General features: G+C 63.8%; 11 protein-coding genes and 1 pseudogene. 6 read left to right on the top strand and 6 right to left on the bottom strand.

Annotation, left to right across the window (positions count from 1 at the left end; all coding sequences use genetic code 11):
* Positions 1-32 precede the first annotated feature (32 nt).
* Positions 33-566: a hypothetical protein gene (locus D1832_RS10490; protein ID WP_182434755.1), complete on the top strand. Its 534-nt coding sequence runs from the start codon at positions 33-35 to the stop codon at positions 564-566.
* A 9-nt stretch (positions 567-575) separates the two neighbouring features.
* Entirely contained in the window at positions 576-1175 is a 600-nt protein-coding gene (locus D1832_RS10485) for a hypothetical protein (RefSeq protein WP_118913892.1), read from the top strand.
* A gap of 20 nt (positions 1176-1195) precedes the next feature.
* On the opposite strand, the gene D1832_RS10480 is transcribed toward D1832_RS10485, so the two are convergent.
* Together D1832_RS10480 and D1832_RS16220 are read right to left on the bottom strand one after the other, a co-directional pair.
* Positions 1196-1450, bottom strand: a complete 255-nt coding sequence (locus D1832_RS10480; RefSeq protein WP_182434754.1) for a helix-turn-helix domain-containing protein — start codon at positions 1448-1450, stop codon at positions 1196-1198.
* Positions 1451-1746: 296 nt separating this feature from the next.
* Positions 1747-2145 (bottom strand): maleylpyruvate isomerase N-terminal domain-containing protein, encoded by a 399-nt coding sequence (locus D1832_RS16220; protein ID WP_118913888.1) that lies wholly within the window; start codon positions 2143-2145, stop codon positions 1747-1749.
* A 756-nt stretch (positions 2146-2901) separates the two neighbouring features.
* Between D1832_RS16220 and D1832_RS10465 the strand changes: the two genes are divergently transcribed.
* Genes D1832_RS10465 through D1832_RS10450 form a run of 4 tightly spaced genes read left to right on the top strand, consistent with a single transcriptional unit; the run spans position 2902 to position 13670 of the window.
* Positions 2902-5760, top strand: a complete 2859-nt coding sequence (locus D1832_RS10465; protein WP_118913886.1) for a hypothetical protein — start codon at positions 2902-2904, stop codon at positions 5758-5760.
* The gene (locus tag D1832_RS10460; protein ID WP_118913884.1) at positions 5757-6836 is read left to right on the top strand and encodes a hypothetical protein; all 1080 of its coding nucleotides are present in this window, start codon (positions 5757-5759) and stop codon (positions 6834-6836) included. Before D1832_RS10465 ends, D1832_RS10460 begins: the two co-directional genes overlap by 4 nt.
* 1 nt (position 6837) lies before the next feature.
* Complete coding sequence (locus D1832_RS10455; RefSeq protein WP_118913882.1) at positions 6838-12456, top strand: DEAD/DEAH box helicase; 5619 nt, start codon at positions 6838-6840, stop codon at positions 12454-12456.
* A complete protein-coding gene (locus D1832_RS10450; RefSeq protein ID WP_147362677.1) occupies positions 12453-13670 on the top strand; it encodes a PD-(D/E)XK nuclease family protein in 1218 nt (405 codons plus the stop codon). The genes D1832_RS10455 and D1832_RS10450 overlap by 4 nt, the downstream gene beginning before the upstream one ends.
* Here the strand turns inward: D1832_RS10450 and D1832_RS10445 are convergent, their stop codons facing one another.
* From D1832_RS10445 to D1832_RS10430, 4 genes and pseudogenes are all read right to left on the bottom strand, one after another.
* Complete coding sequence (locus D1832_RS10445) at positions 13671-15659, bottom strand: Druantia anti-phage system protein DruA (protein WP_118913995.1); 1989 nt, start codon at positions 15657-15659, stop codon at positions 13671-13673.
* Complete coding sequence (locus tag D1832_RS10440) at positions 15656-17107, bottom strand: ATP-binding protein (protein WP_118913878.1); 1452 nt, start codon at positions 17105-17107, stop codon at positions 15656-15658. Before D1832_RS10440 ends, D1832_RS10445 begins: the two co-directional genes overlap by 4 nt.
* 86 nt (positions 17108-17193) lie before the next feature.
* Entirely contained in the window at positions 17194-17574 is a 381-nt protein-coding gene (locus tag D1832_RS10435) for a hypothetical protein (protein ID WP_118913876.1), read from the bottom strand.
* Positions 17575-17774: 200 nt separating this feature from the next.
* A pseudogene (locus tag D1832_RS10430) lies at positions 17775-18790 on the bottom strand (IS481 family transposase).
* Positions 18791-19664 lie beyond the last annotated feature (874 nt).

The raw sequence follows: 19664 nt of genomic DNA, 5'->3' as shown, positions 1-19664 counted from the left end.
ATCTGCCTAACCATCGACCGGAGGCCTTGGCCATGAATGCCCACCCAACACGCACCGTCGCTACCTGCCTGGTGGCCCTTGCATCGCTCACTGCCTGCGGGGGTGGCAGCGGTGCGGGTGATAAGGCCTCGTCCTCGTCCTCGTCGCCGGCGGTGAAGGTGAGCTTCGCTGAGGCGATTAAGTCGGAGCAGGCCGCGACCGAGGCGTGCCGTGCCTTGGTCGGGGATGGGATGAAGCAGGCGCGGTGGTTGACCCATGTCTCGACCGATGGTGGAACCAAGGTTGATGGGACCATTGGGCAAGCCACCCGGGGGCCGTCTTTCACGTGCACGGTCACCGACAAGAAGGGCGAGTTTGCTGGGGACGGGTTCACTGTCGTGACTGGCCGGGAGAACTTCGACTACGAAGCACGCCAGGATATTGAGAGTGCTTCTGAGCCGGATCGCGCGGCTTCAGCTTGGAACGAGCGCGCTGGGCTCGGGGTGCTCGCCGACGCGGTCCGGACCGGCAAGAACCAGGCTGCCGTGCGTGACTTGCAGTCGGTGATCGATCAGGTCGGGAAGTAGCTTGTGAGCATGGTGCGAGACCTTGTCACTTACGAGATCTACAAGGGGTTTCACCGCGCCGCGAATCGTATGCTCACGAACTTGCACAAGCGCCACGACGGGCCCTCCGGGCAGAGTCCGCCCGACGCTGATCGGGCTCGTGTCGGCATCGAGGTGGCCCTGTGTGAGATCGCCGGTTCTCTCGACGCGGCTGTTCTGTACGAGAGGGCCTGTTCGTTGGAAGCCCTCCTCGTGCCGCGCGGGTGGGTCACCCACTGGCGAAACGTGTTGAGCGAGACGTACAGCCCTTTCGTGGTCTTCGCGTGGCACCCCTCGTCTCCGGATGACGAGACGTCGCCCACAATGATCGCCCTGGTCACGAACCGCGACGGCTTGGGGAACCCCGCGCTGCTTGTGACTTTGGCGGACCGTCAAGACGCGCCCCGTTTCCACCGACGCCTGTCCAGTGCCGAGGTCGAGGAACTGGACCCGTTGCTCGATGAGCTCGAGGCCTACCAGGCGCCGCCGCGCCCTGCCGGTGTGCCGCAAGGATTCCAAGGCGGCGGACCGCTTCTTTTCACGACAGCACGGTTCATGGACGACGTCCATCCACCACAGAGTGTCGGGTAGCGAAGCTCAGCGGGAGCAGGTCAGGCGTGAGCGTCAATGATCGCGTCGAGATCGATCGCGTGAATGTTGTCCTCCGGTGCTGTGGACGGCAGCGCGGTGGCATGGACGTTGAGCACGGCGAGGACTTGCGCGAGTGCTGCGCGGTCGTGACCGTGTTCGAGTCGGGCGACGAATTGCTCGTCGACGTTCGCGCGACGGCCGAGTTCGGTGTGGGTCCACCCCTGCGCAGTGCGTTCTTCACGCACGACGTGCGCCACAGCCTCAGGCGTGGTCATGTGCCGATTCTTCAAGGTATTCATACGTGGAGTTGTTCCCTCCAGGTCGCGTCCAAGAACTCACGATTATCCCCAAGGATCTATACGCCAGCCCACGGCGGACTCGGCCCGGCCAGTCAGCCAGGCGAGCACTTCGGCGCGTTGCTCGGTGCCGCTGATCCGTTCCGTCAACGTTTGAGCCACCACTCCCATTTCCCAGTCGACATATTCCGTTGGCCACGAGACCGGCGTCAGGCCAATGTCCAAGTCCACGCCATGCATCAAGATTTCACGCAGTCGGTGTGCAGGACAGGCGGTCACTGGGTAGCTTCCGCCTCCCATGTACTGCCCGTTAGGCCAGCCGTTTGCCTCCGCTTCCCGAAGGCGGTCGCCAAGACGTGAAAGGAACGTTCTGCGTCGGCAAGCAGATCTGTGCGCGACTGTCGAACGCTGACTTCGATCTCCTTCGTGCGTTGTCCCTCACCACCGGGGTACTTGGGCTCGTCGATACCTCGTAACGCTCCGTGGACCCGCCGCGCAGTCGCATCTGCATTGCGCGCCAAATGTGCGACGACGTGAGCCCGTGACCAACCTGGCAGCGCTGAAGGCCGGCGCAACTCTGCCTCGCCGAGCCTCAGGATAAGCCGCAGCAAAAGCTCCTGGTGCTCGAAGCAGAGACGCGTTGCAGTGCGCGTTCCTAATTCAAGGTCGCTCATGTGCTCATCTTCTCTCGGCTGGAAGAGAAACCCAGGGCGCTTCACGTCGAACCGGCCATTGGGGCGGGTAGCTGAGGGATGCTGCCGTGGGGTAGGGACGCGCGGTGCTCGTGCGGCCTCACCCGATGGAAATGGAGATTGAGCGGATGCTGTTGCCTCATGAGTTGGCTCGTTCCGTGGAGGGTCTGTCGCGCGTTGTGAGCGACTTCGGGGACGAACGGGACCCGTCAGGACGCGCTGAAAGCGCTTTCAGCGGTTCGAGGGGGTCGCCTGGAAGTGGACGAGTGGTTACGCCTGATGGAGCGCGCAAGCGACCTACCTTGACCGCGAAAACAGGCCACAACGCCACCCACGCGCCGCGCCCAAATACCTGCCACAGGCCGCGCGCTGGTCCTCCGAACGTGACGCGCAGTCGCGGCCCAACGCGTACGGCCAGGGCCAACCCTGAAGGCGGTTGTCACCACCGCCGTCTAGCGTCATTCGAGAAGGGAAAGGGGGTCCATATGACGAGCGAGGCAAAGCCGCAGCGCACGATCATTGATCCGGTGGCGACGCATGACTCGATGTTTGAGGGGGCTGCAGCACTCCCATTCTTCTGGCAGGCCGATCGCCGGTCATCTATCCGACGCTGTAGCCAATGCCGGGTTGGACTTTGCGCTTCCCACACATCTGATCCCGTATCCCCTGAAACTATCGGTCCCATCCACCAGACTGATGCACGCAGCCTGGGTCGAGTGAGAAAGGGGGTGCTCCGGGATGGTTGAAGTCCGGAAGGGCAGCACCGCCGAAACCTTGGAGTTCTTCCACGGTCTGCTCGATGCGCACTTCCGCGCGATTCATGAGCGACGCCAGCAACTCGGCACGCCGGCGCCGGTCTTCGCGCTCGAACACGGACTGGATGGGGACGACCGCAAGCTCCTCCACGATGCCGTCGTGGCGGCGCATACCGAGCGCATCATTACCCGAGCTTCGAGTCGCTGGTGGTTGCCGCTCGTCGTCCACGCCGCTGAGGTTGGCTACATCTACGATGGCATCGAGTTCTGGCCGATCTATGCGAAGGCGACGCCGGGTTGGATCGACAGCGAGTACGAGCGCGACTGCGTTCGCGCATGGTTCAACAAGTTCTCCAGCGAGTACGGCGGCGCGATCCCCCGTGGCGCCTGGGCGACCACGTTCCGGAAGATCGCCTGGCCGATCACCCACGCCGTTTTGCCTCGCTACCTGCAAGTGCAACTGGCTCGGATGCTGTTCGACTATCGGACGGCGTGGCCGAGCCTGCTGGACGATCCCCAAGCGCTGGGCATCCGGCTCCACTCCTGGTCGCGCTACTACGGCGAACGGCTAGAGAAGTTTTGTCAGAACACCGCCCTGCTTGGCCACGTGGCGGTCGCCCTCCTCCTCTCAGGCGAGGACACGCCCTCGCCTTACATCGAGTCGTCAACGCTTGACCGTCTCGTCGACAGCCTCAATAGCGAGCGCCAGTCACGGCGGTGGCTGCACGATGCGCGGCGCTGCGCCAGCACGGTCCGGACTCGCAACTTCAAGGCGGCGTCAGGCGGCGGTGACGCAGGGACAGGAAAGGTCGAACGACGTCCGCCTGCCCTGACGGACCCGAAGCTGCAACTCAGGGAGTTGGACGGCGTTTGGCACGCCTACGCGGTCATCCCAGACCTGAAGCCGCTGCAACATCGTCTGCATGTCGTCTACGACGAGATGCGTCGCGCACGAGCCTCCGTGGCCGGGTCAAAGGACATCATCCGGAGCGGAGCCCTCCTCTATGCACTCGCACCCATCGAATTGTCCACCTGGCCGTCGCCCCGGGACCCGTTCCTTCAGTTGGCAGGCGCGCCGCAAGAAGTGAACCTCCTGATTGCAGACCAGTGCCGAATGACGCGCGGCCCGTGGTGGGTCTTCCGGCGCAAACAGGGACAGCCGGCGCCGGAGATCAAGGGCAAATTCGTCCGCCCGGGCGGCCGGTACGTCATCCTCGGAGCACCGGACCTGGATCCGCCGGAGGTCGCGTGGTGCGAGCCTGTCGAGCCTGCCGTCAATGGCACGACCATGTACTCACTGGACGTGCCAAAGGCAATCTCTGAGGAAGAGTCAAGGGCGCTCGTCGCGGCCGGACTTTCGATTGTGTCGGATCTATCGATTCAGCCGGCGGGAGTGGCAGCCAGCAGTTGGGACGGCGAGGGCGCGGCCGAGTGGCTCGCCGGTGAGCCGATCCTCGTTATGATCCACGCCGAACACTCGCCGCAGAACTGTCGCCTGACGATCAATGGCGACCCGTACTACGTTGAATGGCCGTCCGGTGAGACCGACCTGTTCCTGTCGCTCGACGGGCTGGCAACCGGCACCCATGAGGTTGTGGTGTCACTGGGCGACCCCGAGCACGACGCGCGCCAGGTCAGCGGGACGCTCACGGTATCGATCGTCGACCCCCAAGCTCCGGCCGAAGGTCTCTCGGCGGGCGAGGGCATCCGCGTCCGAACCTCCCCCGCACAGCCGACATTGCCGGAGTTGTGGGACGGCCATGCCGTTATCGAGGTGGACGGCCCCGAGGCGACGCGAGCCGATCTGCTCATCACGCTGCAAGACGGGGACGCGAAGCCGCTGGGCGACACGCTCAAGCGAACTTTGGAGTTGCCGGTATCGGGAGAAGACTGGCGCCGGGTGTTCTCGAAGCTTCGGGAGAGCAACGAGTTGGCGCGACACTACGACGAAGCCGACGTGGCCGACGTGACGATCAGCCGGGCGGGGGTCGGGTTCGCCCGCATCGCCTGCGAACGCGGCTTCCGCGGCCTTCGGTGGGTACTCAACAAGGACCACCAGAGCGGCTATCGGGCACGCCTCATCGACCGAACCGACGGCGAGTCGGTCTCGGTTGACTTCTACCCGATGGATCGTCCGCTCAGTGCGACAACTCACGCTCCAGAACAGGAGTTCATTGGCCCACCCCGAGGCGGCCTGCTGTGGGCTTCCAGCGGTGACCAGGTTGCGGGACAGATCATCCCGCCTGACCCCAACGAGTTGCTTCGGATCGGGCCGACAACACCGTCCTTACCTGCGCGCCCCAAGTCACTGGACGAGGTTTGCACGCTCATCCACCACCACCGCCGCTGGAGTGCCGCCGAGCTGCCTGCCCACCCCTTTGGTGTGCGAGACCGGGTGCGGGTGCTTCAGACGCTCACCACGGCGATGGCAGTGATGCTGGCTCCCGGGCGGTGGGCGCACTTTGAGCACCAGATCGCGGACCTTGCACCGGAGGACGTCGATCTGAATCGCGCCCAGAAGCTGGTGGGTGATACGACGCCGCAGCGGGCGACGGCGCAAGCGATCGCCTCGCGCCTATGGGAGTGGAACACTCCGGAGGCGCTGATCGTGGGATTCACCGCAGCGATCTCCGACCTGGCGACGTCGAGCGGCATGAAGGACACCCGCAAGGGCGCTCGATTCCTGCTGCAACTCGCTAGTTCCCCTGGCGAGCTTGCCGACTGGGACGAGGACGAGCTGAATCACTACCTGCGCTGTGTTCTCACCGATCCAGTGCTTGTGCGATCTGCTCGCTTTGCGGTGCTGGGAACGATCGATGAAGTAGCGGGAGGCGTGGGATGACCGTCCAACGGATCGAACGGGCTGAGGTCGCCGCCCGCGCGGTGGCCATCCTCGGCCTGGATCACGAGGTGATCGACCTTCTCTCGACTGAGGCACTGTGCGCCTCACTGCGACGAACCGCGTCGTTTCTCTGTCCGGCTTCGCCTCGTCAGATCGTCGATACCGTCATGAATGCACTCGCACCACTGGCCGAGGATCTCGACCGTGACACAGTCGTCGAGGCGCTTGATGCCCTCTTGATGTCCGGCGATCTGCTGGAACTCCGCCAGCCGGGCGAACGAACTCGTCTCCTGTTCCTCGGCCCACCATCCTTCGTTGAGAAGCAGCCCGGCGAATACATGCTGCTCGGGGTCCGGCCACGAAATATTGCGCTCGTCGACCAAGTTGCCGAGGATGTCGAGGTCATCCACGATGGGCACACACGGTCCGTCCTGTTAGACCCGACAACGGGCCAAGAGACGCTTATCGCGGCCGGACTGCACCGAATCTCGAAGGAGCAGTGGACCAAGGCACCGCGAATCGAGCCTGCCGCGCAGGTGCTCGATCACCTGCGCAAGCAATTTGCCGCTGAGCGAGCCCCGGGTGTCGTCACCGGACTGACGATCATCGACCCCTCACGGCCGATGCACTTCTACAAGGGCCGATGGAACGAGCCGGCCGAGGAGCACACGGGCATCTTCACCGGGCGCCGTCCACAGGCCTACGGCGCGCCAATCTGGTGCGCCATCGAGATGGCGGGGGGTGTGCCGCAATCAGTGCTGGACCTTCCGGTGAACTCAAGCATCGCGCCGGGCTGGGACGAGGCTCGGCGCATTCAGGCCGCGCTCGATGCGGAGCGCGGCACTCCGCAGACCTTTCGACGTCGCCGCGACGGGTCGCCAACTGGCGGCACGTTTTTGGACTTCTTCGCGCCGTTGCCTACGTGGGCCGAGCGCTACTTGGCAATCAGTGGATGGTCGGCGCCGAAGGGGCCGAAGTCGCTCTTCACCTACTGCCTGCCTGCCGGCGCGATAGACGATGCCGAGCAGTTTCTCTCCAACTCCCTCTGGATGACCTCAATCAAGGAAGATCAGTGACATGACGACGCGTGCTCTGACGATCGCCGAGACGATCAGTGAGATTCGCCAGGCTCTTCGCGAGTACATCGAGGCGACTTACCACATCGGTCACCCCTCCCTGATCCGGCAGCGCCAGTTGCTGCTTGACCAACCTGGCAACACGTATCAGTCGCCGTTCCTGGAGAGCACGCCACGCTACACACCCGGCAAGCGGTTCGCCGACCTCGACCTCGATCCCGCTGTGCACCAGTTGTTCGCCACGTTGACGTCGAAGGACGGCGGTCAGAAGCCGCTCGTCTTTGACCCGCCGTATACCCACCAGGCGACCGCGCTAGAGGGAATAGCACGTGACGGCAAGAGCCTGGTCGTCATGACCGGTACCGGCTCGGGAAAGACCGAGTCTTTCCTATTGCCGATGCTGGCCAAGCTCGCTCAAGAGGCGGCGAACCGACCCGATTCCTTCGCCGCCCCAGCGGTGCGTGCACTCGTGCTGTACCCGATGAACGCGCTCGTCAACGATCAGCTTGGCCGCCTGCGTCTGCTGCTGGGCGACGACCGAGTGACCTCGCAGTTCACGGCCTGGGCAGACCGACCTGCCCGCTTCGCGCGCTATACCAGCCGCACGCTGTACCCCGGCGTCCGAACCGCCAAGAAGGACGGACTTCGACTCAACTCGATCAAGCGTTACTACATCACCCTGCTGGAGGAGGCGGCCAAGGACGGCTCACCTCGCCAAGAGCGATCGAAGCAACTGATCAAGGAGCTGAGGTCTCGGGGGAAGTGGCCCGCGAAACCAGACCTCGCTGCGTGGTACGGCTCGGGCGAGTGGTTCGACCGCAAGACCAAGAAGCCGCGCCGAGCGGTGATGCGGCCGGAGGATGCCGAGTTGCTGACTCGCGACGAGGTTCTCAACTGGCCGCCCGACGTCCTGATCACCAACTACTCGATGTTGGAGTACATGCTGATGCGGCCGCTCGAACGGCCGATCTTTGATGCCACCCGTCAGTGGCTCCAGGACAACCCGGAGGAGAAGTTCCTCCTCATCATCGACGAGGCGCACCTCTACCGCGGCGCGGCTGGGGCGGAGGTCGCGCTCCTCATGCGGCGACTTCGTGCCCGACTCGGCATCCCTGCCGATCGTGTGCAGGTCATTGCGACGAGCGCCAGCTTCTCAAGCAAGGACTACGCCCGCGAGTTTGCGGCCGCGCTGACCGGCAAGCAAGTGAGCGACTTCGCCGAAGCCGTCACGGGTGACCTCGACCTGAGGAAGCCCGATGCCCCCGGGTCGACTTCCGATGCGGAGGTACTCGCCGCAGTGCCCATGGACTCGTATTACGCGGCCGAAGATGACTCGACTCGACTCGCAGCCCTAGCCGAGTTGCTCGACTACCTCGACGCAGTTCCCGACGATGGCGCCACTGCGAGTGCAACGCTCTATGAGGCGCTCCGTGCGTTTCCACCACTCGCGCGCCTGGTCAACGAGACGATGAAGAAGGCGTTGCCGGTCAGCGATCTGGGTGCGCTGGTCTTTCCCGACGCCGAACAGTCGATTGCAGAGCAGGCAGTCTCGACGTTGATCTCCTTGGGGAGCGCCGCGCGACTGAGCGACGACGAGGCGGGCCTCCTGCCGTGCCGTGTACACGCCTTCTTCCGTGGCCTCCCTGGCCTCTGGGCCTGCCTCGACGAGAACTGCACCGTTGATCGCGGCGGGATCCCGAAGGGCCCGACTGGTGCCATGTACGGACAACCGCAACAGACCTGCGACTGCGGGGCTCGGGTATTCGAGCTCTACACCTGCCGCCAATGCGGCGCCGCGTATGCGCGTGCCTACACCGACGATCTGGAGAATCCGACCTTCCTCTGGCAGGAACCGGGCCGCGCCTTCAACGCCGCATCTGGGCCGGTCGCCGAACTGCTGCCGATCGATCTGCTGCTTGAGCCTCCGTCCGATGACATTGACTACGCGCAGTTGCAGGAACTTGACCTCATCACCGGCCGACTCAATCCCCACGGCCTCGGAGAGCGCTGGCGACAGGTCTGGCTGCGGTATCCGAGACACGGTGAACAGACAATCGGTGACGATGACGACTCAGAGAAGTCGAAAATCACGGGCGAGTTCATTCCGTGTGGGGTTTGCGGCGACAAAGCCAACTTCGGTCGAACCAGCGTTCAGGATCACCAGACGAAGGGCGATCAGCCGTTTCAGGCGCTCGTCAGTCGACAGATCGAGGTGCAGCCGCCCGGCCCGCAGGCAGCCGATGGCTTCGCGCCCCTCCGTGGACGCAAGGTGCTGGCGTTCTCTGACTCGCGTCAGGTCGCGGCCCGCCTTGCCCCGAACCTGCAGAACTACTCGCTCCAGGACGCGATCCGGCCGATCGTGCTGAAGGGGTGGGCTGAACTCTCGAAGCAGCAGATGGTCGCGCCGGCGCTGAGTCTGGAGAACCTCTATCTAGCCGCCATGGTCGGCGCCAAACTGCTCGGCGTTCGACTCCGCCCCGAACTGACCGGCACCGAGGACTTCACGGCGTTTGCGCAGGTGTCGAAGTCCATCGACAAGGGCGCGCTCACCGATCCGGCCCAGTTCATCCAGTTGTACTCCGTGCCGAATGATCCGCCGCAATCGCTCCTTCGAAGCCTCGTACCAACCCTTACCAGCCGCTACTACAACTTCTCGGCGCTTGGTCTGGCCTCGCTCCGCGAACGCGGCAACCTTCGCGACGAGTTCCTCGACGAACTGATCGACATTCCTGGTGTGGCCGTCACTCCCGAGGAGAAGCTGGCGCTCGTTCGTCTGTGGCTCTCGCTTTGGATCCGCCAGGGAATCTGGTTCTCCGCGATGAGTGCGGAGTGGAAGGGAACCAAGGTTCAGAGTGCGACAGGCAAATTCACGAAGCTGACTAGGTGGCTCGGGACCAAGGAAGCCCGCAAGACCTTCGAGACCGAGTGGCTGCCGGTCCTACAGGCCAAGTTCTGCAAGAAGGTGGGCGACAAGTACCAACTCCAGGCGCAAAACGTTGCGCTCGAACTGGATGGGGAATGGGGCTATTGCGACAAGTGCCGCTTTACGCAACGCCCGTTCCCAGGCAGGTCAACGTGCATCTCCTGCGGCGCCGACAAGGTTCGGAACCTCAAGCCCGCCGAGGACGCGGTCTTCACCGCACGGAAGGGCTACTACCGCGCGAGTTCGATGCGGGCACTAGCGACACCGGCAGGCGAGGTAATGAGCATCGTGGCAGCGGAGCACACCGCTCAGCTCAACTCGTCGCAGACGGACGACATCTTTTCAAAAGCGGAGATGTACGAGTTGCTGTTCCAGGACGTGAACATCGCTGTGCCTGCACGGGACGAACAGCAAGATGTGGCGATTGACCTGCTGTCGTGCACCACCACGATGGAGGTCGGAATCGACATCGGCAGCCTGAGCGGCGTCGCGCTACGCAACATGCCGCCCTCCCGCGCCAACTACCAGCAGCGGGCGGGACGTGCCGGACGCCGCGGCAATGCCGTCGCCACGGTTGTGGCGTTTGGTAGCGCGGACACGCACGACGATCACTACTTCCGCGAGCCACAGGACATGATCAGCGGCGACGTCACTGACCCGATCCTGACCATGGGCAACATCGACATCGCCAAGCGTCACGTCACGGCGTTCCTGCTCCAGCGGTATCACCAGGACCGAGTCCAGACCTTCGATCCCGAGACCATGCCAGCCAACCTGTTCGAGGTGCTCGGATCGGTCACTGACTTCCTATCCGACACCGCGACTCTGAACCGAACCGACTTCGAGATGTGGCTCGCGTCCAATGAGTCGAAGCTCCGGGCTGAGGTCGACGATTGGCTGCCCGAGGAAATCGGTGGCAACCAGCGTAATGGCCTTCTTGACGGTCTGATCAAGACAACACTCAGCGATATTGACGAAGCGCTGGACCTCACAACCGGCACGGGGGCTGCCGGAACCGCTGATGACGAGGAGGGCGAGACGCAACCGGAGTCGAGCCCGGGTGACATCGCCGACGAGGACGACGAGCGGGCCGTCACAGACGGAGATACCACCGTGGAGTCGGACAACCCGGCTGAGGATGGCGGCGAGGACCTCGACTCGCAGCGAGCACGCACCAAACTGCTCGACCGGCTGCTCTACAAGGGCGTGCTGCCGCGCTATGCCTTCCCAACGGATGTCGTCAGTTTCCATATCTTCGATGACGACCGATCAACGCCGTTCCGTCCGGTCTTCCAGTACGCACCCAGTCAAGGGCTGAGCGTTGCGTTGAGCCAGTACGCGCCGGGCAAGGTCGTCTGGGTCGACAAGCGCGAGTGGACATCGACTGCGCTCTACTCCCCGATGCGTGGCGAACTCGCCGATGCCTGGCGTGACCGCCTCATGTACTTCGAATGCCAGGACTGCCACCACGCCACCCATATTCCGTGGGAGCAGGCCGACCGCGGACACACCGTCTGCTGTCCGGCCTGTAAGGGCGAGCGATTCGGCCCCGGCATGAACTGGCTACGCCCGCCGGGCTTTGCGCATGCCGTGACGGAGCCGCCGGGCACCAGCCCCGACGATGCCCCAGCCATCTCCTACGCGACCCGGGCCAAGCTCATCGCACACGGTCCTGGCGACGAGAATCTGTGGCATTCCATCACGGACCGCGTACAGCAGAACTTTGACCGTCAGACACTTCTCGTCTCCAACACGGGTCCACGCAACGAGGGCTACACGTTCTGCACCTGGTGCGGTCTCATCGAGCCGACAGCAATGCCGACGCCGCTGCTCGCCGGAACCCATGCCAAGCCGTTCCCGACTGATCCAAAGGACGCCATGTGCCCTGGCGGGCGGGCCACACGTGGCTTGGTGCTCGGCACTGACTTCATCTCGGACGTCCTCCTCATTCGACTCGCCGTTGCCGACCCAGTGACGCTACGGCCCTCGTATCTGTCCTCGCAGGTCGCTCTCCGCACTGTGGCGGAAGCACTGACCATTGCCGCCACCGAGATGCTTGAGATTGAGGCGAGCGAACTCCAGGCAGAGTTCCGGCCCGCGCTGACTCCCCTTGGGGGACATGGGCGCGAAGCAGAGATCTATCTCTACGACACGCTGGCTGGTGGCGCTGGCTTCACCGAGCAGATCAGCAGGCTCGGCGTGGACATCTTCAAGGCCGCGCTGGAGCGCCTTGAGAAGTGTCCGGCCGACTGCGAAGAGTCCTGCTACCGCTGTCTGCGGAGCTTTCGCAACCGCTTCGAGCACACGCAGCTTGATCGACACGTCGGAGCGAGTTTGCTGCGCTACCTGCTCGACGGGACGCTGCCGATGCTGTCGCAACAACGCCTCGGTCGATCGGCCGATCGTCTATTCGAGGACCTCGTCCGTTCGGGCATCGAGGACGTGACCTTCGAACGCAACGCGACGGTCCCTGTCGAGGGCATCGGAGAAGTCCTCGTGCCGATCCTGGCCAACAAGGCGAACGGCGATCGAGCGCTCATCGGTATCCACAACCCACTGACGCCCGACGTTGCTCCGTCTCTCGAACTCCACCGTGTGAATCAGGAGACCTTCGAGCGAGTCAGGCTCATCGACGATCTGGTGATTGCTCGCAGCCTTCCGAGTGCGTCGCGTGAGGTGCTGGAGTTCGTCCGGTGAACGCTCTGGCCGCTCGGTTCGACACGGAAGTCCCCGGAATCTGGGGCTATTGGCCGGTGACGCCTGCGTTGTGGAGTTATTCATCGCTAAAGGAGATGGAGGCGTGTCCTCGTCGTTGGATGCTGTCGCGCGCCACATACCCAGATGTCTGGGATCGTCGCGGATACCCACAGCAGCCCGCTGCGGCCGGTGTCTTCGGCAACGTCGTGCATGGCGTCGTCGAACGTCTCGCTGAGGCGCTCGCTGACGCGGGCATCAAATTTGCCAGCCCGAGCGCCGTGATCGGCGTCCTGGGTGAGCAGGGTGGCTGGCGCGGCATCGTTCTCAAAGAGATCGATCATCAGTTGGCTCAGTTCGATGACAACCCCCGCGTCAGTCGTGAGCGGATCGATCGCCTGCGGGAAGAGTTGATTCGCCGCGCACCGCAGGCCGCGGATCAGGTGAAGACATTCCTCGGCCGGCGAGCGCTACCTACCGGGAGGACGTCAGCCGGTGGTGAGTCGTCGGAACAATCCCACAAGCGGCTCCCGGTGACGTCAGGAACCCATTCGGAGCGAGAAGTGTGCGCCGAAGAACTGCGTCTGACGGGACGAATCGATCTGCTCGTCGTCGATGACAAAGACGTCGCCGTGGTCGACTTCAAGACAGGGGACGAGGACCATGGCCATGCCGATCAGGTACGCCTCTACGCATTGCTGTGGCAGTTGGACGAGCAGACCAATCCCTACTCTCGCCCAGCGACGAAGCTCGAACTTGCATACCCATCTCACACACTCTCAGTCGAGCCACCGGACTCGGCCGCGCTCAATGCCCTCCAGGCCGGAATGGTGGAACGCATTGCGGCTGCCGACGAAGTCACCGCGGCCACCGCTCCGTCGGCGACGCCTAGCGTCGAGGGTTGTCAGTTCTGCCAGGTCAAACACCTGTGCGACAGCTACTGGCTGAGCATCCCGCCCAACGTGTCCGAGGCGACCACCGAGGAATGGTTTGACTTCGAAGGGCGAGTCCTTCGTCCCCAAGGAAGTCGTAGCTGGTTCCTCGAGACCGACGACGCGACACAGGTCCTTGTCCGGACTGTGGAGAGCCACGTGCCGTTCCCTCAGGGCGACAAGGTGCGCCTCCTCGGGGTCAGGCGAACGATCGACCCCGACAAGGACACGCGTCTCGTCATCGCGATGGTCAGCACGTCGGAGTGGTACGCGGTGTCGTCGTAACTACGCCCGCGAGCCACCCGCTGCCTGTGTCGAGAAGCCAGACGGGCCATCGTCGTCGCTCGGCAGTGGTACACGCGCACCGTGGCGGATCGGCCGAACAAGCCGGTGCCCACGCATCGCCTCGCGCACATGCTCCTGGCCGGCCCGTTTCAGCGCCCATCGCTCCAGCCACCAACGTGCGACCCCTTGACCTTGATCCTGAGACTCCGGATCGAGCAGGTAGTCAGGCTCGCTGTCGATGCCGAGCGAGTAGTCCCGGACGTTCGCAACGAGTGGTACGCCGTAGAGGATTCGTTCGCGGCCATGCCTGAGAAGCTCATTCGTCGGCCAGCCCAGCGCTGCAAGACCCAGCCGCACCTTTCGCAGCCGAGGACTTACGCCTTCGCCGAACAAGCTGTTGACCCGCACCATGCCGCCGGTTTGTTGCGACAGTCGCACCAGTGCATCGACAGTCACGTCCGAGAAGTGCGACGTTCCGAATGAGCGAGATCGGCCGAGTTCGTGGAAGCCCATCCGCTGACCGTCGTCACCCCCCATCGCAGTGGCGGGCCAGAACAGCCGGTTGTACTGGCTGGAGCCTGTTCCGTACAGCGACGTCGTCCCAATGAAGGACAAACGGGCCTCACGCGTGATCGGGCGGCCCGCCATCGCCGAGGCGATCTCGCTGGGGCGCGCGTACTTCGTCCGGTAGGCAGACAGCACCGTAGGAGAGGTGGCCATGGCGCCGACGAGCTTGCCTGCCGCCAGCGCGTTATACGGTGCGACGGCACCGCAGACCGTTAGGTCTGCGATAACCGTGCCTACGCGCTCGCCACGGGCCCGCCTAACCAGTCGCCCGATCTGCGTCCTGGCCTTGGGGTCATCCAGCGCCCTCTTGAGTCCATCCACGGTGGCCGTCGTGCCGAGGTAACTGCCAACTAGTGACTGGATCTCGAGCGTCTCGGCGAGAAGCGCCGATCGCTTCGACCGGAACAGATGGGTCTCAGCTCGCTCCACCCATGCATCGGTCTCGATGTTGCGGACCTCACGGATCACGCCCGCACGGTGGTGCTTCGCGCGGTGCCGCTCTGCATCCGCCTTCAGGCGAGCGACGACGTCAGACGCGGGCTCCTTCAGGTCGCGTGGTTGCAGGACGCCGTCGCGCAGGAGGTCGTCAACGTAGATCTCGTCGCGCTGTGCCTCGATACGGCGAGCCAGCCACCGGGCGACTGCGGCCGTCGGCTCCACCGCGATCGCACTAACGAACTGCTTGGTGTCCCACCCCATCCAGTTGTCGCGCTCGGCGATCTGGACCACCGGGCTAGAGATGGCGGCAAGCCCGATCACGGCGTGGTGCTCGGTAGCGGCATCCCGGATCAGGATTGGCATGGAGCGGCCGGGCACCGTCGAGTAGGCGTTCGACCACGTGTGGCGGAAGTACCGCCAGATGTCGTGCAGCTTGAAACCGGTCAGCTCGCAGATGCTGGCACTGTCTACGACTTGTACATACGGCTGGATGGCGTCGGTTGCCTCAGTGTGCTCAGCGAGCGCCTCGGCTAGCTCCCGGCCGTCGCGCATCAGGTTGAAGACCGACACCAGCTTGCCGTCGTGCTGATGGCTGCGCTCCATGCTGCTCACGAAGCGCCGCACGCTCGGTTGCCGCAGCTGGGCGTCGCGACGCAGGTGTTCTTGACGGCGGATGCGAGCCTTCTCCGTATCCCGATCCGCATGCGTATCGGGCGGGCTGAGCAGCGGACCGTACTTATCGACCTGAACCGTCCAACCCTGGTCGACGAGGTCGATGACCGTGTGGGCAGCAGCGGCCAGCGTCGGCTTGTTATAGAGGTCCTTCAGTCCCGCAGCCGTGAACCAGAACGCGTGGTCGAACGGCGTATCGGGAGCAAACTGCGCACGAGCCAGCAGGGTGCACAGGCTGGTGAAGCCGCGGCGTTCCGCTGGGGTGGCACCGGCGGGCAGGGTCAGGGGAACGCCTTTCGCGTCGTCAGTCATGACTTCTGCAGCATCCGTCCGTACGTACTGCTCCATGCGTGGACGAGTTCGTCGAGCGGCTGTCCGGCCCGCTCCAATTGGACCGCAATGCGGGCGAACGACAGCAGGAATAGCTCGAGCGAGGTGCGGAGTTCGGCTGCCGCCTCACCCTCAATGGCCTGGAGCGGCTGGTACAGCGCGGCGAAGGCCGGGTGGTCTGCGTTCATGGTCAGGTCGAGAGTGCGATCGGACAAGGCCGAATGGAACATCGCCTCCATGGGCAGCGCCTCCGACCACAACCGATACTGGATCGCACCGCTCCGCCCTGGCGACGGGATCACTGGCAGATCCGGGTCGGCTGCCGCCGCGATCCGACAGGAGGCCTCGGCGGCTGCCTGGAACTTGACGTCCTCGAAGGCCTGACGGACGCGGGCATTGAGCATCCGGGCGATGGATTCCAATTCCGACTCAATCGCCTCGCGAAGCATCGCGGAGGGCCGGATCCCTTGCTTGTTGATCGTGATGCCGAAGTGCTCATCAAGGCTCGGGTCGAACTCGATCTCGCACCGCCACCAGTCGTCGTAATTCTCCTTGCGCTTGCCGCCCATCAGGTACCAACCATTAGCGATCTCTCTTCCGGCGCGAAGAATCGAGACGCCTCCATTGCCGACGATGCCAACCCGACGCTTGGTGACGTTGTCGAGTTGGTGCCAGCGCTCGACCGGGAGCATGGCGAAACGAACCGTCACGATGGCGGTTCCTCCGCCGGCCGTCTCCAACTCGTAGTGGAGTTCCTCAAATGCCAGGCGCGCCGATGCTCCCTCGACCGCGGTGGTCAGCATGGTGGGGTCGACCGCTTCGACCGGCGTTCCGTTGATCGTCAGGCGTAAACCGGAGGCGATGAAACGGCGGTACATCCGCCCTAACTCCCGATGCAGTGAACGCTGCAGCCAGACCAGACGCCGGTATTCGATCCGGTCGCATTGAATCCAGCGCACGCGGCAGCCTGATGAGGAAGTTCCGCGTGATCCGCGGCTCGCGACGGGCGTCGGATCGCTCCCCGCCACGATGGCATCCACGTCCAGAGCGACTGTGCGCTCATAGCCGCCACCCCGCCACGCGGTCACTTCGACGCGTCGTGCCTGGCTGAGGCTCGCCGCCGGGAGCCCCATGCCGAAGCGTCCGAACGACTGACGGGCGTCAAAGCGGGAAGAGCCGCCAAACCGCAGGCAGAGTTCCAACTCGGCCTTCGACATTCCACAGCCGTTGTCCTCGACCACGATCTCGGGGAGGGCATCCGCCCCGTCGCGGGTGATAGAAATCGCCACTTCGGAGGCCGACGCCTGGAGGGAGTTGTCGACCAGTTCGGCGAGGGCAGTCGAGATGCTGAGGTATCCGGACTCGCGTACAGCGCGGATGAAATTTGAGGAAACCAGAAGATCGTCGACTCGGGGAGCGTGTCGGCTCATGGTCCTCCTCAGTGCATGGTGCGTCGGCTCAGAGTAGCTCCTCGGATGGGCGAATGTCACACTGCCAGCACGCCTGAATGGTCGCGTCACGTCCGGGCCGAGACGGTCACCGTGATCCGCTTAGTCTTGGCCGGTTCCGTGAGGTCGAGACCTTGTCCGTCACCGAGCAAGAGGCGGACCGTCGGGCGGACGGAGCCAGCAGCCACGCTGTAGGGCTCCGCTCTAGGGAGCCATACAATCTTCCCTGTGCGCTGTAGGTCAAAAGCCACACGATGACGCGTGGTTGTCAGTGTGAGGAGGCGATCCGAGACTGCGTACCCCTCGATCGCATCGTCAGTCAGCGCATCAAGTGGGGGCGAGAATGACTTCAGCGAATTGACCCCCAGCACCTGTAGGTTGACGATCCTCTGCCCCTCCAGGCGAGCCAAAATCGTCTTGATCTCCTCGGGGGTCTGAATGACGGCCATGAGGCACAGTCTGCCGCACCCTAGCGGCGAGCGCGCCGCCGCCCGATGGGCTGACGCGGCATGGGCTAAGGGAGGCTGAGGTACGGCTAGGGCCGGCCGGATTAGACCGACCATGTTGGCCGCAAGTGATGAGCGTGATGCACAAGTGTGCTCGCGACAGTGTCCTGCCGGTTGGCGCAACGGCTTATGACATGACATCGCTAGCTGTGATGTCCAGCCAGGTTATCCAACCGGGTGATGGGCGCGACTCTGCCGATGGCTGAGTGGGGCCGGTGGTGGTTGTACTGGTGGATCCATGGTGCCAGCGCCGCGAGGCGCTCGTCTTCGCTGTCATAGAACTTCGCGAACGCCCACCCGTCGGCCAGGGTGCGGTGGAAGCGTTCTATCTTGCCGTTCGTCTGTGGACGGTAGGGGCGGGTGCGCTTGTACACGACGCCAAGCTCGGCGCAGGTGTCACGCCAGTGGTGGCTCTCATACGCCGAGCCGTTGCGTTGTCGCTGAGGACGCGTTGGACGCTGACGCCGCGCGCAGCGAACCACGCGATCGCGTTTCTGAGTACGGCCGCTGCGGTCTCTTTCTTCTCATCTGAGTGGGCTTCGACGTAGGCAACACGGGAGTAGTCGTCGATGACGGTGTGCAGGTAGCAGATGCCCAGGCGGGGTGCGTGGGTGCTGTTACGGGTGGCGTGGCCGGCTTTCACGGTGGCGATACGGTTCAACTCGCCTTGGGCGCGTCCGACGTAGCGGTGGCCGCCGCCGTCGGGTACGCGTCCGAGTTTCTTCACATCGACGTGGATGAGGTCGCCAGGGTGTTCGTGTTCGTAGCGGCGTACGCGTTCACCAGTGGCGCGGTCGATGTGGGTGAGCCTATTGAGGTGGCAGCGTGTCAGGACCGCGTGCACCGTGGAAGCGGGCAGATCGAGTTTCGCGCCGATTTCGATGGGGCCGAGGCGTTGACGTTGCCGGGTCCGCACGACCTTGCGGACCACGTGTGGTGGGGTCTTGTTCGGTTGGTGGTGGGGGCGGCTGGAACGATCCAGGAGACCGTCGGCGCCTTCAGCTTCGTAGCGGCGTGCCCATTTCGCGGCGGTCTTCCAGGACACGTCGTAGCGTTCCGCAGCGCGTGCGATAGGCCAGTTGTCGTCGATGATGAGGCGGGCCAGGCGTAGGCGGGCGCGGACTGTGAGAGCGGCGCCTGAGTGGGTAGCGTGGGCCATGAAGACCTCCCGGTGTGTGGGTGTGGGACCTAGACAGCTCCACTGCACACCGGGAGGTCTTCGCTTGTCACCCGTTCAGATCATCGAGTCGCACTGACTCGACCAACGTGCCTGGTCATCACAGCTAGCTGCACCGGGCCTGTACAGATACGACGACCTAACTAGGCGTCCCGCCAAGGGACATTCCTGCTGGCCGCGGGATCTCTATCAAAAATGGAAAAGTCCAATCCCGGAATCCAGCTGTCGAGCAGAATCCCGTGCGCTTCGTACAAAAAGAAGGCGGCCGACGCCCAAAAGCTTCCGTATGTATGCGCTGCGGATAGCGGGAATCGATAGTATAGTACGCCTTCGTATTCGTCAGGGTGTAGTTCCACAAGACCGCGGCCCCTGAGTTCATCCAAGGCGGACTCAAAAGCATCCTTCCTCCCGCCAATTACTCTATTTTCGACCCGCGAAGCGGGAAGCTCTGGCGTCCTATCGCCGAAATTGAAGGTGTCGCCTTCTTTGATCGAAAGTTGCCATACTGCAAAGAGTTTGGCGAGGGTTTCCAGTGCTGGCCGCGAGAGGCTTGTGAGTTCATTCTGAATTTCTTTTAGCTTAGAAACAACTTCTTTGCTTGTGTCTCCTGTGGATGCCGCGAAAGGTTCGGCGTGTTCGGCGTGGACGGATGGGTTTGGGGGCTCTTCACAGATGAGGGTGTAGCGGTGGTGTGACCTGGGGCGGCGCGTCGGTGTCGGGGTGAGGCGGACCTACCACCGACGCCGACGGCAAGACGCCCTCGGCCGATTGACCCCCGTCGAATACGAGACCATCATGACCGCACCGGTCACTCAGGCCGCGTGACCACCGTGTCACCTATCCGTGCAGCGGTCCC

This window comes from Dermacoccus abyssi (genome assembly GCF_003515945.1).
GTDB lineage: Bacteria > Actinomycetota > Actinomycetes > Actinomycetales > Dermatophilaceae > Dermacoccus > Dermacoccus abyssi.
The sequence above is the reverse complement of the archived record's forward strand: the minus strand, read 5'-3'. Positions and strand labels throughout refer to the sequence as shown.

Excerpts from the sequence above, each read along its gene's own strand:
- D1832_RS10455 (WP_118913882.1), top strand. The coding sequence starts at position 6,838 with ATGACGACGCGTGCTCTGACGATCGCCGAGACGATCAGTGAGATTCGC.
- D1832_RS10490 (WP_182434755.1), top strand. The coding sequence starts at position 33 with ATGAATGCCCACCCAACACGCACCGTCGCTACCTGCCTGGTGGCCCTT.
- D1832_RS10435 (WP_118913876.1), bottom strand. The coding sequence starts at position 17,574 with ATGGCCGTCATTCAGACCCCCGAGGAGATCAAGACGATTTTGGCTCGC.
- D1832_RS10440 (WP_118913878.1), bottom strand. The coding sequence starts at position 17,107 with ATGAGCCGACACGCTCCCCGAGTCGACGATCTTCTGGTTTCCTCAAAT.
- D1832_RS10445 (WP_118913995.1), bottom strand. The coding sequence starts at position 15,659 with ATGACTGACGACGCGAAAGGCGTTCCCCTGACCCTGCCCGCCGGTGCC.
- D1832_RS10480 (WP_182434754.1), bottom strand. The coding sequence starts at position 1,450 with ATGACCACGCCTGAGGCTGTGGCGCACGTCGTGCGTGAAGAACGCACT.
- D1832_RS10465 (WP_118913886.1), top strand. The coding sequence starts at position 2,902 with ATGGTTGAAGTCCGGAAGGGCAGCACCGCCGAAACCTTGGAGTTCTTC.
- D1832_RS10460 (WP_118913884.1), top strand. The coding sequence starts at position 5,757 with ATGACCGTCCAACGGATCGAACGGGCTGAGGTCGCCGCCCGCGCGGTG.
- D1832_RS10485 (WP_118913892.1), top strand. The coding sequence starts at position 576 with ATGGTGCGAGACCTTGTCACTTACGAGATCTACAAGGGGTTTCACCGC.
- D1832_RS16220 (WP_118913888.1), bottom strand. The coding sequence starts at position 2,145 with ATGAGCGACCTTGAATTAGGAACGCGCACTGCAACGCGTCTCTGCTTC.